The following is a 14,549-nucleotide window of genomic DNA, read 5'->3' on the forward strand; positions in this document are numbered from 1 at the left end:
CCGACGTGCTGTGCCACCTCGTCGAGGCTCGGCGTGCGCTCTTCCCCGAGCACGTCCGCCATGTACTTGGCGGCGCGTTCGATGCGTTGGATCGTGTCATGTGTCGTAGCCATGGGTTACCTCGTGTTTTCAAACAAGGTAGTCGAAGCCACGAGGCCCTGCGTGTCCGATCTTGCGCCTCTCGCGGGGATGTCAGTAGGGCCGTGCTATGTTCGGCCAACGCACCACACTTGGAGATTCACCCCGTGAGCAATCGACTCGACATCGCCACCAAGTTCTTCGACGCCTGCGAATCTGGTAAGGGCTGGGACGTGTGCCAAGCCTACTGCCATGCCGACGCCACGTTCACCGCGCAAGCCGACGCCCTCGCCGAGGTGAAGACCCTGGCGGCGTACGCCGATTGGATGAAGGGGCTCTTCACCCCCGTGCCCGACGCGCGCTACGAGCTCAAGGCCATGGCTGAGGACGAAGGTCGCCAGACTGTGCTGGGGTTCGCGGTATTCATGGGAACGCACACGGGTCCTGGCGGTCCGGTCGATCCCACGGGCAAGGCGGTCGCCGCGGATTACGTTTACGCGATGCAGTTCGAGGGCGATCGGATCAGGCACATGACGAAGATCTGGAACGACGCCCTCACCCTGCGCGACCTCGGCTGGGCGTGACACGGCGTCGCACTTAACGCGCGGTTACGTGAGGCCCTTCTCAGCATAGGCGCTCGCCGACCTACCGATGCACGGTGGATCGGCCTTCACTTCGAGTGAAATTAGGGGTGTGGATCAACACCCGCGAGCACTCCAGTGAACGAGCCCCGCTATCTGATCGGTTGCGTCCTCAGCCTGATCCTCCTGCAAAGCCTGCAGCATCACGCTGGCGTCGAGAGCCCCGCCGATACCGTGAGCGTGCAAGCCGCGATGGAGCCGGCCGCCTCGCGCGACGGCTCGGAGCAGGATGAACGCTGGCTGGACGACCCGCTGCAGGCCGACGTGAGCTTCGACGCGCTCGAGTAGGCCTCCCGCGCCCACGCTACCCAACCAACAATTTGCCACAGGCCCATCGGAAGCCCCTGCCGCCCCGGTAAACTGGGGGATCGATTCGGGCTGGGCGCGCGCCGCGTGCTCACCTGAAGCCGTCCCTTGTCGACCAGTGCAGGAGTTCTGGTGAGAGACGCCTTCCGCTGCTGCTGCAGCGTTTCCAATGCGGCCGCGGTCGCCCTGTCGCTGATCAGCGCCGTCGCCCTGGGGCAGGTCGACGACGGGGCTGCCGGCGAGGGGGATGGCGCCAAGCCCACTCGCCTGCAGCGCTACTGGGAGGACCTCAAGGACGACATCTACGTGGGCGTTCAGGTGAGTTTCTCCCAGGACCCCTACGTGGGCGACGACGTAGACATCCTGCCCCTGCCGCGCCCGGAACGCCTCGAAGACTACGTCTTCAACGACGACATCTTCTCCGTGCGCGAGCGCCTCGCGTGGTGGCGCGTGCATGACCCCGAGGACTCGCCCTTCGAGTTCGCCCTCGTGGGCCTGCTCGATACCCGCCGCTACAACGCCAGCAACCTGGAGTTCTTCGAGGGCATGGACGATCGCAAATTCACCCTCGCGGGCGGCATGGGCGCGGCCTGGCGCGGTGACGGTGTGTTCGTCGAGGCATGGGGCGTGACGGATTGGCTGGAGCGCAGTGAGGGGCAGACCTACGCGGTGTCCCTCGGTTTTCCCCGCAAGTTCTTCGATGGGCGACTGGAGGTGGTCCCCCACGTCGACGTGATCCGCGATTCTCCGTCCGTGGTGAACTACTACTACGGAGTGCGGCGCGAAGAGGCGACGCCCGAGCGACCGCAGTTCGAGGGCGAGGCCAGTAATACGCTTAGGTTGGTGACCCGGGGCAGCTACCGTTTCGCCCGCTGCTGGGCCCTCACGGGGCGCTTCATCGCGGACTTCCTCGACGACGCGGTGACCGACAGTCCCCTCGTCGATCGCGACTTCGTCTGGAGCGGTAACGTCTCCTTCGTCCGCCGTCTGCGCTGCGGCAAGAAGCCCGAAACCCCCTAAACGCGAAACCGGCGGGACGCCTCCCGCCGGTTCACGTAGCACCTGACTTACTGCGGTGTGCGCACGGTGAAGCCGCCGCTGCGCAGAGTGCCCACGGTCCAGTCATCGAACTGGGTGTTGGTCACCGCACCGCCGCGCACGGAACCCACGTGCGTGAGGTCGTAACCGCCCGTGTCGCCAGCCACGTCCTGGTTGAAGCCACCGGGGCCATCGTCGGCGATGATGAAGGGCGAGTTGGTGTCCGCGCCGTCCACGATGCCGTCGAGGTTGGTGTCGCCATCCAGGAAGCCGTTCAGGAAGGCCGGGTTTGCCACCAGACCATTGCCGAGGCCACGGATGTTGTCGAGGTACCAGCTAGCGGTGAAGTTGTTACCGCGCTCCACCAGTTCACCCGTGAACTGAATGCCACCGGCCAGGGCGTCGAAGGGCACGTTCGCCTCGGCCAGGGCACCACCGGCGCCGTTGTAGTACACGAGGCCATCCACGTTGGTGTTGTTGGGCGCGACCGTGCCTGCCGGGAAGCCGATCGAACCGTCGCGGACGATGCCGAACTGGCCGTTGGCGCCGGCCTCGTTAGCGCAGTGCACGCCGTCGAGGTAGTTGGGGCCGGGCGTCGAGGTGTCGATGGCACTCAGGTCTGCACCTTCGTCGGCTTCGTAGCAGCCGTTGCGGAAGTTCGCGATCAACACGTTCGCCAGGCGGATCTGATCCGAATTGTCGGCGAACAGGATGCCGAACTCGTTGTCCGTATCGCCTGCGACCACGCTAGCGCTGTCGCGGCCCACCAGGGTGGCGTTGACGATGCGCGGGTTGGAGTCGCCATCGACGGTTTCGCTCGCGTAGATGCCGGAGCGTCCGGTGCTGGCGTCGCCGTCGCGATCGTGGATCACCATCAGGTCTTTGATGAGACCGGAGAAGTCGCGGTACCACACGCCATCACGCTGGGCGCCCGTGGCCAGCAGCCAGGACATGCGGGGATCGCCGTTCAGGATGTGGAAGCCGTCGCGGGCCGAGTTGTGCGACTGGACGAAGGTGAGCGTGGTGCTCGCGTCCACACCGTTCAGGACGATGTTGTCCTGGTAGGTCACGGTCTGCCCGTCGATGGTGACGGAGGTGGCGGCACCGGCCTCGGCGACGACCACGTAGTCGAGGCGGTTGGCACCCTGGGTGCCCGTGAGCGTGGGCAGGCCGTTGAAGCCGCGCAGGAACACGCCGCCCCATTCGCCGCGGCCGTCGATGCTCGGATCGTCGGAGGTGAAGCGCACGGGGCGGGCGCCGGTGCCGTTGGCCTGCAGGGCAGAGCCCGGGAAGACGACCAGGGCATCGACCACGTCGATCGCATCGCCCGTCACACGGGTGCCTGCTTCGATCGTGAGCGTCGCGATGGCGAACTCGCTGCCCACTTGCACCAGCCCCTCGAGCTGCCATTGCGTATCGCTGGTGAGCGTGGCGTCGGCCGTGATGAGGCCCGAGATCTGGCAGGCGTTGCGCCCGGCGATGCGCTCCAGGGGCGTCACCGTCGCGCCGCCGACGAAGGCGGGGCAGTCGGAGAGCGTGAGCAGGGCATCGTTGAGGCCCACCACGAAGCCTTCGTCGCGACCCGTGGCCACGGTCCAGCCGTCGAACTGCGTGTTGGTGAGCGCACCGCCGCGCACGGCGCCGATGTGCGTGAGGTCGTAGCCGCCCGTGTCGTCCGCCACGTCCTGGTTGAAGCCGCCCGGGCCGTCGTCGGCGATGATGAAGGGCGAGCTCGTGTCGTCACCGTCCACGGCACGGTCGTTGTTGGTGTCACCGTCGAGGAAGGCGTTCAGGGCCGTCGCGTCGGACGCCAGGCCGTTGCCGATGCCGCCGATGTTGTTGAGGTACCAGCTGGCGGTGAAGTTGTCCGCACGGTCGGCGATCTCACCGGTGAAGACGATGCTGTTCACGGCGCCGTTGTAGTAGACGAAGCCGTTGGCATTGATGCTGTTGTTGGGGGCCACGGTGCCGTTCGCGAAGCCGATGGAGCCGTCGCGCACCACGCCGAAGGCCGGGTTCGCGCCCGCTTCGTTGGCGCAGTGGACGCCGTCGAGGTAGGTCGGTCCCGGCACGTTGGTGTCGATGGCGCTCAAGTTCGCCCCTTCGTCGGCCTCGAAGCAGCCGTTGCGGAAGTTGGCGATCAGCACGTTGCCGAGGCGGATCTGGTCCGAGTTGTCGGCGAAGAGGATGCCGAACTCGTTGTCGCCGTCACCGGCAGCCTCGCTGGTGCCGTCGCGGCCCACCAGGGTGGCGTTGACGATGCGCGGGTTGGAGTCGCCGTCGGCGGTCTCGCTCGCGTAGATGCCGGAGCGACCGGTGCTGCCGTCGGCGTCGCGGTCGTGGATCACCATCAGGTCTTTGATGAGACCTGAGAAATCGCGGTACCACACGCCGTCGCGCTGGGCGCCGGTGGCGAGGATCCAGGACAGGCGCGGGTCGCCGTTCAGGATGTGGAAGCCGTCGCGGGCCGAGTTGTGTGACTGGACGAAGGTGAGGGTGGTGTCGGCGTCCACGCCGTTCAGCACCACGTTGTCCTGATAGGTGACGGTCTGCCCGTCGATGGTGACGTCCGTCGAGGCGCCGGCTTCGGCGACCACCACGTAGTCGAGGCGGTTCGCGCCCTGGGTGCCCGTGAGGGTGGGCAGGCCGTTGAAGCCGCGCAGGAACACACCGCCCCATTCGCCGCGACCGTCGACGTCGTCATCGTCGGAGAGGAAGCGAACCGGGCTCGCGGCGGTGCCGTTGGCGCGTAGGGCGGAGCCGGGGAAGACGACGAGCGCGTCCACGGGGCCGTTGGCGTCGCCGCGGATCTCCGTGCCGGCGTCGATGTCGAGGGTGACCGCGTTGGCCTCGTCGCCGACCTGCAGGGTGCCTTCGAGGAACCAGGTCTGACCGACCGTCAGTACGCCCGGTGCGGTGAGCACACCGCCCAGTTCGCATTGGTCGGGGCCAAGCTCCACCGGCGTGAGGTTGCCGACATCCGGGCAGGTGCTCACCACCGGTGGCGCGTCGTCGTCGTCTTGAATCGGCTCGATACCATCACCGCCGCTACAAGCGGCGATGAAGCTCATCGTCCCGAGCAGGGACAGGGTGCGTAGGGGGGGTAGGCGCATTGTCGTGTTCCTTGCGAGTGATGTTCCAAACAACGGACGAGGTGCTGGGGGAGTGCTCGTCCACTGTGTTGGTAGTCGCTTGGTCGCGAGGAACGGTTCAAATCTCAGCGCGTATAGTTTCGCTCTATGCTATTGATAGGGATAGGTAAGTTCTAACGGATTTCTCACGAGGGTGGCGTCGGCTGGCTCGCGAGCAACACAAGTACGGGTCTGGCGACGGGGGCATCCGTTCGAGAAGTTCGAGAGCTTCTTAGTCAAGTCAAACGGCTACGGCTCTATGCCACGAGTTGGACGCGCAGCCTAGCCCTGCAGCAGCTGTCGCCTGAAGCGAGCGCCACTCGCTTCAAACCATCTGTGCTAGAGCGTTCACTACGTGGCGGAGCAGCGTCCCGAGATGCGTCGGCTGCGGTCGTCGAGTCCTGAACCAACAAGCGTGTTAGTCGGGCGTGTTGCGAACGATTCGTAGTGCGCTTCTCGTGCAGGAACGCGTTTGAAGGTCTCGAGGATTTACCAGGTATCATGGCGCCCTTGATTGGCGGCGGACCCCTGCCGCGGCACAGATGAGGAGTGAATGATGAAGGGCAGTCAACGGGTGATCGAGCAGTTGTCGACGCTGCTCAGCGGTGAGCTTGCCGCGCGAGACCAGTACTTCGCCCACGCGCGCCTCTACGCGGACTGGGGCTTCAGCAAGCTCTACGAGCACACCAAGCACGAGATGGAGCACGAGACCCAGCACGCCGACGAACTCATCGCGCGCTTGCTGTTCCTCGAGGCGGACGTGGACCTCTCCAAGCAAGATCCCCTGAACGTGGGCGACGACGTGCCGTCCATGCTGCAGAACGATCTCGACCTCGAGTACCGAGTGGTGGAAGACCTGCGCAAGGCGATGGCCATCTGCGAGGAGGAGCAGGACTACGTCTCGCGCGACATGCTGCTCAAGATGCTCGACGACACCGAGATGGACCACGCCTACTGGCTTGAGCAGCAGCTGGGGCTGATCAAGCGCGTGGGCCTGCAGAACTACCTCCAAAGCCAGATCTAGTCCCAGGGGCTCGCCGGTAGAGGCCGCTGGGCCCGAACACCATGTTGCGGTGCAAGCCGCAGATCGGGCACTGACGTCGAATCTGCTGCAAAGCCGCATGCAACGCGGATAGCACTGCAACCCGCGGGTTTTCGCGCAGCGACGAATCGTCACATCTCCCTGGGCGGCACAAGTTGACAATTGACAGCGATGTCAGCCACTGTCGCCGAGAGCCCTTGGGAAAGAACCGCATCACACTTTGGCTTTCGTCCGGAAATGACAGCGTTGTCAGAACGGGCGTCACCGAAGTCGCGTCACTGCCTCTCGGGCCACTCGCCAGGGATCTGTTCGTTGGCGGGGCGGTCGTTCCCACCGTGGCCACGGTGGGGACGCTTGCGATCTGGTGTTTGAAGCTTCGAACCCGAACCTAAGAAGAATGGGGGACTAATGATCAATCGAAACAACGCAGCCTTGGTGTGCCTGCTCGGGCTGTTCTCGCTCGCGGGCGCAGCACAGGCAGCCAATGTCGATCTCGCGATCGACGGTGGCTTTGAAGATGCCGGCGTGAACGGCTTTCCGATCGACCCGCCGGGGCCCACGCCTCCGGGCTGGGTGGGTTTCACCGGCGGTGGCTCCATCGGCATCACCACCGACAACCCGGCTGAGGGCGCCTACGCCGCTCAGATCGCGACCACCGGTCCGATCCAGGGTGTGGTGATCAAGAACGCCAACCTCGGTATCGGCGTCGTGCAGCCGAACAGCGAAATCACCATCTCCTTCTCCGCGCGTGGCGTGGGCATCGACGGTGGTGTGCACTTCGCAGAGCTGCTCTCCGAGTTCGCCGGTGGCGGTGCCACCAACGAGATCCTCGGTGGCGGTCCGCTGGCCCTGAACGCTGATCCCAACGTGTGGACGGACTTCATGTTCACCACCACCACGGGCGGTGATGTGTCCGGCGGCGTGTCGCTGCAGTTCGTTGCCGCCTCCGGTGGTGCGCCGAGCAGCTTCTCCGAGCTGTTCATCGACAACATCTCCATCGAAGTGGCCGCTGTGCCCGTTCCGGCCGCTCTGTGGCTGTTCGGCACCGGCCTGGGTCTGCTGGGTCTGCGTCGCCGTCGCGCGGCCTAAGGCTCTTCGACCCCTCGACGTGCTGGCGCCCTCGGGCGCCAGCGCGTCAGCTCTCTCAGTCGCTACCCATCCGGGCAGTTAGCGACACCCTCCGCATCTTCCAACGAGGCCGCCCAGGCGGGGTTCAACGCCTCGAAGTGGCACGCGCAGCGCGCGGCCAGCGCCTCCCATCCGCGCGCGTGGGCGAGCCGCGCCGCCGTGAGCCAGAGCCGATCCCACCGCGGGGCCAAGTCCAGTGCATTTTCTACCAGCCGGCGCGCCTGCGTGTCGTCGCTGAGCTGGCTCGCGCGGAACAGCAGGGTGCGCGCGCGGTTGGCGTCGTAGGCCGTCCTAACGTGAGCGATCGCTTCGCCCGGCGCGAAGTCGGCGCGTAGGTCGATGTCCACGGGCCAGCCCTCGGGCGTCGCCACCAGAAGTGCTGCCGACAGGACACCGGTGCGCTGACCGCCCGCCGCATGGCCGGCCTCGAGGGCCGCCAGCAAGCGCTCCGCCAGCGGCTCGCCCTCGCTCCCGTGGTAGGACACCCACATCGCCTCCAGCACCTCGGGGCCCGTGAGCTCATTGCCGGCCACCGCCACGGCGGTGCCCACCCGCTGGCCGGCGTAGGCACTCGCGTTCCCACCCGTGTGAGCGGCGCCGCGGCCGGCGGGGGCGACCACCGAGGTCTGGCGATCCGCGTCCGTGTAGCCGTCGGCGCATGCTGGCGAGGCGACCAGGGCTGCGCCCAGGGCATCTAGTGTGGAGTCCCCCCGACGTAGGGCGCTCAGGGCGGCCGGCGCCTGACACGGGTTGGTCTCGAACTGGGAGATGCCCGCGCCCACGCCCGCTTCGGCGAAGGGGGCGCCGTGACCCACGGCGAGGTTGTTGGTGGCCACGGCCACCCCACAGCGGCCGCTGGCCGCCTCACAGGCGGCGATGGAGAAGGTGGCGTTAGCGCGAGGTGGTGCCGCGAAGGCGATGATGGCCGAGAGGGCGGCACAGGCCGCAGCGGTGGTGGGATAATGCATCGATTGACTCGTTCAGCTCACAGGTGGAGGCGTGGCGTATTGGATGCGCTGACCTCGTGCGGGGTTTGAGCTGAGCCGCGCCATGGATGGCCCCACCGCCGGCTGCTTCGGGAGAGGAGTTAACAGTTGTCCGATTCGATGAAATCCCTGGCGCCGATGCTGGTGGTGTTCTCCGCGCTGATGGGACTGATGTACCTGGGGTTCGATCGGGTGCTCGCCCATCGCAACAACCCCAACCTGGAGGTGGCGACGGGCGTCGACGCGCCCACGCGGGTGGTCCTGAAGCGCAATCCAGCCGGTCGCTACATGGCCCCCGGCACGATCAATGGCCAACCGGTGACCTTCCTGATCGACACGGGCGCCGACAACGTGGCGGTGCCCGCGCGGATCGCTCGCCGGGTCGGGCTCACCGAGCTTGCGCCCATCCTCGTGAACACGGCCGGGGGGGTGGTGAAGGCCTACGACACGGAGATCGAGCGCATGATGCTGGGTGGCATACAGCTCAATTACGTGGAGGGCTCGATCAATCCGTCGATGACCGGCGATTACGTGCTCCTCGGGATGTCGTTCCTGCGCCACGTGGACTTCAGCAAGCGCGGGGACGAGCTCATCATCGAGCCCCCATCTACCTATTAGCGTCTTAAGCTTCGAGCTTCGCGGCTAGGAAGCGCTGGCGGAGAGGCTCGCCTCGCCACCGCCCCCGTGCGCGGGCAGCGAGATATCGAAGGTGTCGGCCCACACGGCCATGTTGACCAGGGGCCAGAGGGCGATGCTGAGGCCGTTGTGCTCGCAGTTCTCGAGCAGGAACGAGACGGCGCCACGGTCACACAGGGCGTTGATCAGTGGCGACTCGCGAAGCGTGCGGGTGGCGAAGTCATGCCAGGGGCCTGCGAAGCACTCCTGGAAGGGCACGGGGAAGGACATCTTCGCCCGCGTGAGGATCTCCTCGGGCACCGTGTCGGCGAAGGCCTCGCGCAGGGCGCGCTTCGCGCAGAGGTAGCCCCCCTGATCGAGCTCGGCGGCGTTCAGGGCTTGCCCATGCGTGCGGGCTCGATCGTCTACGAAGTCCAGCTTGTCGGCGTCTCGCAGGTTGAACGCACACCTGATCAGATCCGGATCCGTAAAGGGCACGCGGCTCTCTACGCTCGCCGCCATCGTGCTCGAATCCAATCGGCTGAGCAGGCCCTCCAGGTTGGTTTGGGCGAGCAGGTGCAGATAGCGGTCCATCGGACTCAGCTCGCTGAGGGTGTCGAGGCGATGGCGGTAGTAGTGCAGCATCGGTTCATCGTGTTGCGCCCCGACGATCGCATCCACGGAGAGGAGCTTGTATTTCAGGCCTAAGGGAATCCAGGAGTTCAAGCGCAGGTAGTGGTCGGCCTGGTGGGTGAACTCGGTAGTGCCGTAGAGGCGCGTCAGGGAGGCCTGGAAACGCTGGCGGGGCTCCTCGGGCCAGGTGTGGGCCAACGCGGCGCGTTCGAAGTCCCAGGCGGAGGCGTAGGGCACGGCGTAGCCCGCGAACACCTCATCGGCGCCTTCACCGCTGAGCGCTACCGTGTGCCGTTCCCGCAGCGCCTCGGCCAGGCGGAAGATACCGACTTCGTTAGGCGTGCTGAGAGGCTGTCCCTTCTCGTGGACCAGGAACGTCCAGTCGTCCAGGTAGTCCCCCTCGTCCAGTTCGATGCGCTCGCAGGGCACGCCGAGTTCGCGCGAGGCGAGCTCGATGTAGGGGAACTCGTGGTACGCCTTGCCGTTGGCGCCCTCGCGCGCGTAGCCGACGGCGTAGCAATCGTAGTGGCCCGCGCTCAACTCGTGCGCCAGGCCGGCGATGATCGTGGAGTCCAGGCCGCCGCTCAGAAAGCCGCCTAGGGGCACATCGCTCACGAGCTGGCGATCGACGGCGCTGCGCACGAGGTGCCGCACCTCCTCTGCCACCTCTGCCATCTCGCGCTCGCGCTTGGCGTGGGCGGGTACCACCGGGAGCGACCACCAGCGCTGTGGTGTGCCCACGGGCTGGCGCGGTGACAGTTCCAGGAAGTGGCCGGGCTCCAGCGTCTGCACGCCCGCGACGAGCGTGCGAGAACCTAAGGTGGAACGGACCGTCGACAGGTAGTGGGAGAACGTCGCGAGATCGAGGTGCCGCGCCACGTCCGGGAACGTGAGCATGGCAGCCATGGTGGACGCGAAGTAGCAGCGCTCGCCCACGTGGGCGTAGAAGAGGGGTTTGATGCCGGCGTGATCGCGCACCAACCACAGGCGGCGATCCCGAGCCCGGTACCAGGCGAAGGCGAACATGCCGTTGAGGCGCTGCAGAGCGGCGCGGCCCCAGTGTTGCAAGGCGCGCAGGAGCGCCTCCGTGTCGCCGGCGGAGCGAAAGTGGGCTCCTTCGTCGGTCAGCGCGGCGCGCAGCGCTCGGTAGTTGTAGATCTCGCCGTTGAAGACGAGGACGTCACCGGTGGCCTCGTCCACCCAGGGTTGGGGGCTGCCCTGCGGATCGATGACGCCAAGGCGTCGATGGGCGACGGCCAGGCCTGGGGCCTGCGCGAACCCCTCCGCGTCCGGACCGCGCCGTCGCATGGCGGCGGCGGCGGCTTGAACGTAGGTGAGCGGAAGGGGGACTTGGGTGGTGGCGTCGAAGGCGCCTGCGATTCCGCACACACTGAACACATCTTGACCGGGGCAGTCATCGTTATCGGCGGCCGTGGGCGGTGGTGTAGGGAAGTGGCCTGGAAGTGCCGCCCAAGTGGTCTGCGCGGGCCGGCGAAGCCCGGCTGGGTCACAAGTTCGCACGCCGGCGTCGGATATCCCGATCGCCTGAAGGCGCGAAGGCAGTCTACCGACCACCTCCGCGCCCAACGCTGCTCAGGGTTGGAACTCCAGCAGCTCCCACCCGCCGCCGCGGGTGAAGTAGGGCGGTGCGTTGGGGAGCACCAGGTTGTAGGGGTTGGCTGAGCCGATGAACAAGCGCCCATCGATCTCCACCGCCGTGCGGAAGCCGTAGTTGAAGGGGTTGTCGGCCCCCTGGGTGGTCACCGGCGTGGCCGGCGCCTCCACCGAGTCGAACACCCACAGGTCGCCGCCGCCCTCGGGCACCAGTACGCCCTCATCGGTGGTCGGTGAGGTGAGGTCGAAGGTGCCGATGTAGCAGCGGTCCTGGTAGTTGAAGGCCAGCCAGATGTAGTGGTTCTCCGGATTGCCGAAGCCCGAGCCGTCCGGGCTCAAGTTCTCCGAGGGCAGGCCGCCGGCGTTCGGCACCGTCTCCCACAGGTCGACACCGTCGAAGGCCGGCAACATCTCGCTGCCGTAGAGCATCTGCAGCACCGGGTTCTCGCTGCCCGGCTCGCGCAGGGCGAAGACGGACGCGGGCCGGGCGACCAGCGTGTCGATCTGGCCCTGATAGGCGCCGCCCGGTCCGTACAGCTCAGGGTTCAGGGAGAAGTGCGCCACCTTGGCGGAGGACGGGAAGGTCATGGTGCCGAAGAGGAGGTCACCGTTGCAGTCGACCACATCGCCCATGCCGATGAGGCGGCTGATGAGATCGTCGGGCTCGTAGTCCTCACGCAGGTTGAACAGCACCTCCCAACGTTCCTGTGAGGCGCGATAGCCCTGGGGCGGATGCACCGGACCGCGCCAGACCGAGGCTCGCCGCGCCACGGAGACCCCCGCCGTGCGGCGGTTCGCCCAGCTGGTCACGAACACGCGGTTGTGGGCCGGCGACCAGGCGATGTTGGCACCGCGACCGTTCAGGCGACCGACCACGGCGTAGTCGAAGGGCGAGGACTTGTCGCCGATCATGCGGATGATCGCCCCTTCATCGCGCGCGGTGCCGACGGCGCAGTAGGCGATGTCCGGATCACTCCCCGGCACCACGATGCACTTGCGCAGCAGGCCGAGCTCCGGCAGCAGGGCCCAGTCGATGAACTCCAGCGTGCTCGCGTCGAAGGCGAAGGCGTTGATGCCGCCGCGAATCGATGGGCCGAAGAGAATCACTAGGTCGTTCCACGCCACGGCGCCGCGTACGCCGTTGGTGATCTCGAGCGCTGCCTGGGCATCCGGAGGCAGCAGGGGGCCTTGGGCGCCGGACAGCGCGACCAGGTTGCCGCTGTCGACCTCGTAGGCGTACATGCCAGGCGGGCGCAGGTCGGCGATGAAGTCCGGCAGCGGGCCGCCGTTGGACTGGCTGTCTGGGGCGAGGGCGAACTCGCAGGCCACGGTGCCGTCGGTGAAGGGGTCGAGGCCGTTGGTCAGGCCGAAGGCGCCGGCCGTTTGGCACAGGGGGTTGGAGGCGGTGCCGAAGAAGAGCTTGGCCCCTGGGGTGCCGCCGTTCTCGCCGGTGGCGACGATGCCGGCCATGGACCAGATGTAGGCCTCGTTGATCTTCGGCTGATAGCCCGCCTCCTCGTCGCAGCCCGTGCCCGGGAATGCTTCGAAGTCGATGGGGGCGCTGTCCCCGAGGTCGCGGAAGCACTCGTCCGGCAGGGCGCGCGCCACCTGGTCGAAGGTCGCGGCGGTGGCTGGCGTGGCCAGCATCAGGCTGGCCGCGAGGGCCGCCAGGGCCAGGGCGGCGAGCAGGTAGCTGCGGTGCGGCATCGGGGCCGGGGGCGCCGCAGCGCTCGGCCGGTGTTGGGGGTGGCTGCGCGTCATCATTCCCTCCTTGGGCGAGATCCGGATCGATCCTTGACCCTTAGCGTGTTGTTGTTAGCCGTGGGTCAGGTTATGCCATCGGGCTTGGGGACTTTCAACTGGGCTCGTCTCGCCCAGTACGGGGTGCCCCCCTGGCCAGGGTAAGTACGGACAATCGCTCGAATGTCGACACTGGATACGCCCCACGGAGGGCGGCGCGCCTACTGCGTCTCTTCGGCCAGCACCGCAGCTAAGCCCTCGCGAAAGGAGGGGAACTGCGGCGAGAATCCAAGCGCCTGCTTGGCCCGCGCGGTCTTCAGGCGCTTGCATTCAGCGTAGAACTCACGGGCCGTCGGCGAGACGTCGTCGGCCTCGATCGAGGTAGCGGGCGGCGGCGGCAGGCCGAGCAGTGAGGCGGCGTAGGTGAGCACCTCGTCCGACGGGGCCGGCTCCTCGTCCGCGAGGTGGAAGATCGGGCCCGCCTCGGGATGGTCCATCGCGAGCTGCAGGGCGCTGGCGATGTCGTCGACGTGGATGCGGTTGAAGACGTGGCGAGCCTTGATGATGCGTCGGGCCGTCCCCGCGCGCAGTCGCGCGAAGGGGGATCGGTGGGGGCCGTAGATGCCGGGCAGGCGAAAGACCTGGACCGCCTTGCCGTGCGCCCTGGCCCAGGCGAGCCATCGATCCTCGCAGGCGACGCGCCGGCGCGCCCGCTCGGAACTCGGCCGCAGGGGGGCGGATTCGTCGATCCACGCGCCGTCGACGTCGCCGTAGACCCCCGTGGTGGAGAGCAGGGCGCACCAACGCAGGGTCGGCAGGTTGGCGAGGGCCGCGCCGTGCGCGCTGATCACGCCATCCTCACCTCCTTCGCCCGGCGGGATCGAGCACAGGATGTCCGTGACGCCGTCGAGCGCCGTCGCCGGTACCGGGGCGTCCCCGTCGAAGCGGTGGCCCTCGATGCCGAGGCCTTGCAGCCGTTGAACGCCCTCAGGGGAGCGGGCCGTCCCCGACACGCGGGTGCCCTCGGCGAGGAGCCGGCGGGCGAGGCGTTGGGCCGTGTAGCCGCAGCCGAAGCAGAACAGATGACGGGGAGTGAGAGGTTCAGCCGGGTGCAAATCGGTGCCCTTAGGTAGGTGTGATCGCCAGTGTACGCGTCCGCCGCCACCTGGCGTTTAGACCGGCTTTTTTCGGACGCCGATAAATTGGTGTAAACATCGACGGAATCCAGCGCACTCAGCTCGGTCAAAGCGGCCTGCAACTTATCCACCTGCCTGCCGATCAGCACCACCGAAGCACTCGCCTTGAGGGCGAGCTGCGCCACACTCTTGCCGATACCACTGGTACCGCCGATCACAATAAGCTTTTGTCCAACAAATTCTTGAGACATCGCAATAGACCTCCTGGTCATCAAAAGAATCTTACCTACTAGAAGGTAGGTAAATGATCAAAAAAATTTACCCGTCTGGGCAAAGGGCCGAAAACAATCGGTGCATCAGGCAATCAAATTCGGCCTCACTGTCTGCTGCCGCCCGTGCTAGGAGTTGTGCCCCTTGCACAGTGGCCAACAGCAACGCCGCTTCATCAGCCGCTGACACCC

General features: G+C 66.7%; 11 protein-coding genes and 1 pseudogene. 6 read left to right on the plus strand and 6 right to left on the minus strand.

Annotated features, from left to right (window positions below):
• The first annotated feature begins 245 nt into the window (after positions 1-245).
• The 3 genes from AAF184_20985 to AAF184_20995 all read left to right on the plus strand — a co-directional run bounded on the left by AAF184_20985 (position 246) and on the right by AAF184_20995 (position 2,045).
• Positions 246-662, plus strand: coding sequence for a nuclear transport factor 2 family protein (locus AAF184_20985; protein MEO0424825.1), 417 nt, complete (start codon positions 246-248; stop codon positions 660-662).
• A 135-nt stretch (positions 663-797) separates the two neighbouring features.
• Positions 798-1,007, plus strand: a complete 210-nt coding sequence (locus tag AAF184_20990) for a hypothetical protein (GenBank protein MEO0424826.1) — start codon at positions 798-800, stop codon at positions 1,005-1,007.
• A 150-nt stretch (positions 1,008-1,157) separates the two neighbouring features.
• Positions 1,158-2,045 carry a MipA/OmpV family protein gene (locus tag AAF184_20995; GenBank protein MEO0424827.1) on the plus strand — a complete coding sequence of 296 codons (888 nt, stop codon included), beginning with the start codon at positions 1,158-1,160 and terminating at the stop codon, positions 2,043-2,045.
• A 47-nt stretch (positions 2,046-2,092) separates the two neighbouring features.
• On the opposite strand, the gene AAF184_21000 is transcribed toward AAF184_20995, so the two are convergent.
• Positions 2,093-5,176, minus strand: coding sequence for a hypothetical protein (locus AAF184_21000; GenBank protein ID MEO0424828.1), 3,084 nt, complete (start codon positions 5,174-5,176; stop codon positions 2,093-2,095).
• A 574-nt stretch (positions 5,177-5,750) separates the two neighbouring features.
• Here AAF184_21000 and bfr point away from each other — a divergent pair.
• Both bfr and AAF184_21010 read left to right on the plus strand, forming a co-directional pair.
• A complete protein-coding gene (gene bfr, locus AAF184_21005) occupies positions 5,751-6,218 on the plus strand; it encodes a bacterioferritin (GenBank protein ID MEO0424829.1) in 468 nt (155 codons plus the stop codon).
• A gap of 426 nt (positions 6,219-6,644) precedes the next feature.
• Complete coding sequence (locus AAF184_21010) at positions 6,645-7,325, plus strand: PEP-CTERM sorting domain-containing protein (GenBank protein MEO0424830.1); 681 nt, start codon at positions 6,645-6,647, stop codon at positions 7,323-7,325.
• A 62-nt stretch (positions 7,326-7,387) separates the two neighbouring features.
• Here the strand turns inward: AAF184_21010 and AAF184_21015 are convergent, their stop codons facing one another.
• The gene (locus AAF184_21015) at positions 7,388-8,332 is read right to left on the minus strand and encodes a DUF1028 domain-containing protein (GenBank protein MEO0424831.1); all 945 of its coding nucleotides are present in this window, start codon (positions 8,330-8,332) and stop codon (positions 7,388-7,390) included.
• Between the two features lie 126 nt (positions 8,333-8,458).
• On the opposite strand from AAF184_21015, the gene AAF184_21020 reads away from it, so the two are divergent.
• Positions 8,459-8,968: a retropepsin-like aspartic protease gene (locus AAF184_21020; GenBank protein ID MEO0424832.1), complete on the plus strand. Its 510-nt coding sequence runs from the start codon at positions 8,459-8,461 to the stop codon at positions 8,966-8,968.
• 24 nt (positions 8,969-8,992) lie between these two features.
• Here AAF184_21020 and asnB read toward each other — a convergent pair whose 3' ends face one another.
• The 4 genes and pseudogenes from asnB to AAF184_21040 form a co-directional block, all read right to left on the minus strand.
• A complete protein-coding gene (gene asnB / locus AAF184_21025) occupies positions 8,993-10,987 on the minus strand; it encodes an asparagine synthase (glutamine-hydrolyzing) (protein MEO0424833.1) in 1,995 nt (664 codons plus the stop codon).
• 204 nt (positions 10,988-11,191) lie between these two features.
• Positions 11,192-12,973: a hypothetical protein gene (locus AAF184_21030; protein MEO0424834.1), complete on the minus strand. Its 1,782-nt coding sequence runs from the start codon at positions 12,971-12,973 to the stop codon at positions 11,192-11,194.
• Between the two features lie 200 nt (positions 12,974-13,173).
• Positions 13,174-14,067, minus strand: coding sequence for an SDR family oxidoreductase (locus AAF184_21035; GenBank protein MEO0424835.1), 894 nt, complete (start codon positions 14,065-14,067; stop codon positions 13,174-13,176).
• A 104-nt stretch (positions 14,068-14,171) separates the two neighbouring features.
• A pseudogene (locus AAF184_21040) lies at positions 14,172-14,360 on the minus strand (SDR family NAD(P)-dependent oxidoreductase).
• Positions 14,361-14,549: the final 189 nt, after the last annotated feature.

It is taken from the genome of Pseudomonadota bacterium (assembly GCA_039815145.1).
Classification (GTDB): domain Bacteria; phylum Pseudomonadota; class Gammaproteobacteria; order Steroidobacterales; family JBCBZW01; genus JBCBZW01.

Bases quoted from the DNA above. Each gene is read 5' to 3' on its own strand.
- AAF184_21000 (MEO0424828.1), bottom strand. From the start codon at position 5,176: ATGCGCCTACCCCCCCTACGCACCCTGTCCCTGCTCGGGACGATGAGC.
- bfr (MEO0424829.1), top strand. From the start codon at position 5,751: ATGAAGGGCAGTCAACGGGTGATCGAGCAGTTGTCGACGCTGCTCAGC.
- AAF184_21010 (MEO0424830.1), top strand. From the start codon at position 6,645: ATGATCAATCGAAACAACGCAGCCTTGGTGTGCCTGCTCGGGCTGTTC.
- AAF184_21015 (MEO0424831.1), bottom strand. From the start codon at position 8,332: ATGCATTATCCCACCACCGCTGCGGCCTGTGCCGCCCTCTCGGCCATC.
- AAF184_21030 (MEO0424834.1), bottom strand. From the start codon at position 12,973: ATGACGCGCAGCCACCCCCAACACCGGCCGAGCGCTGCGGCGCCCCCG.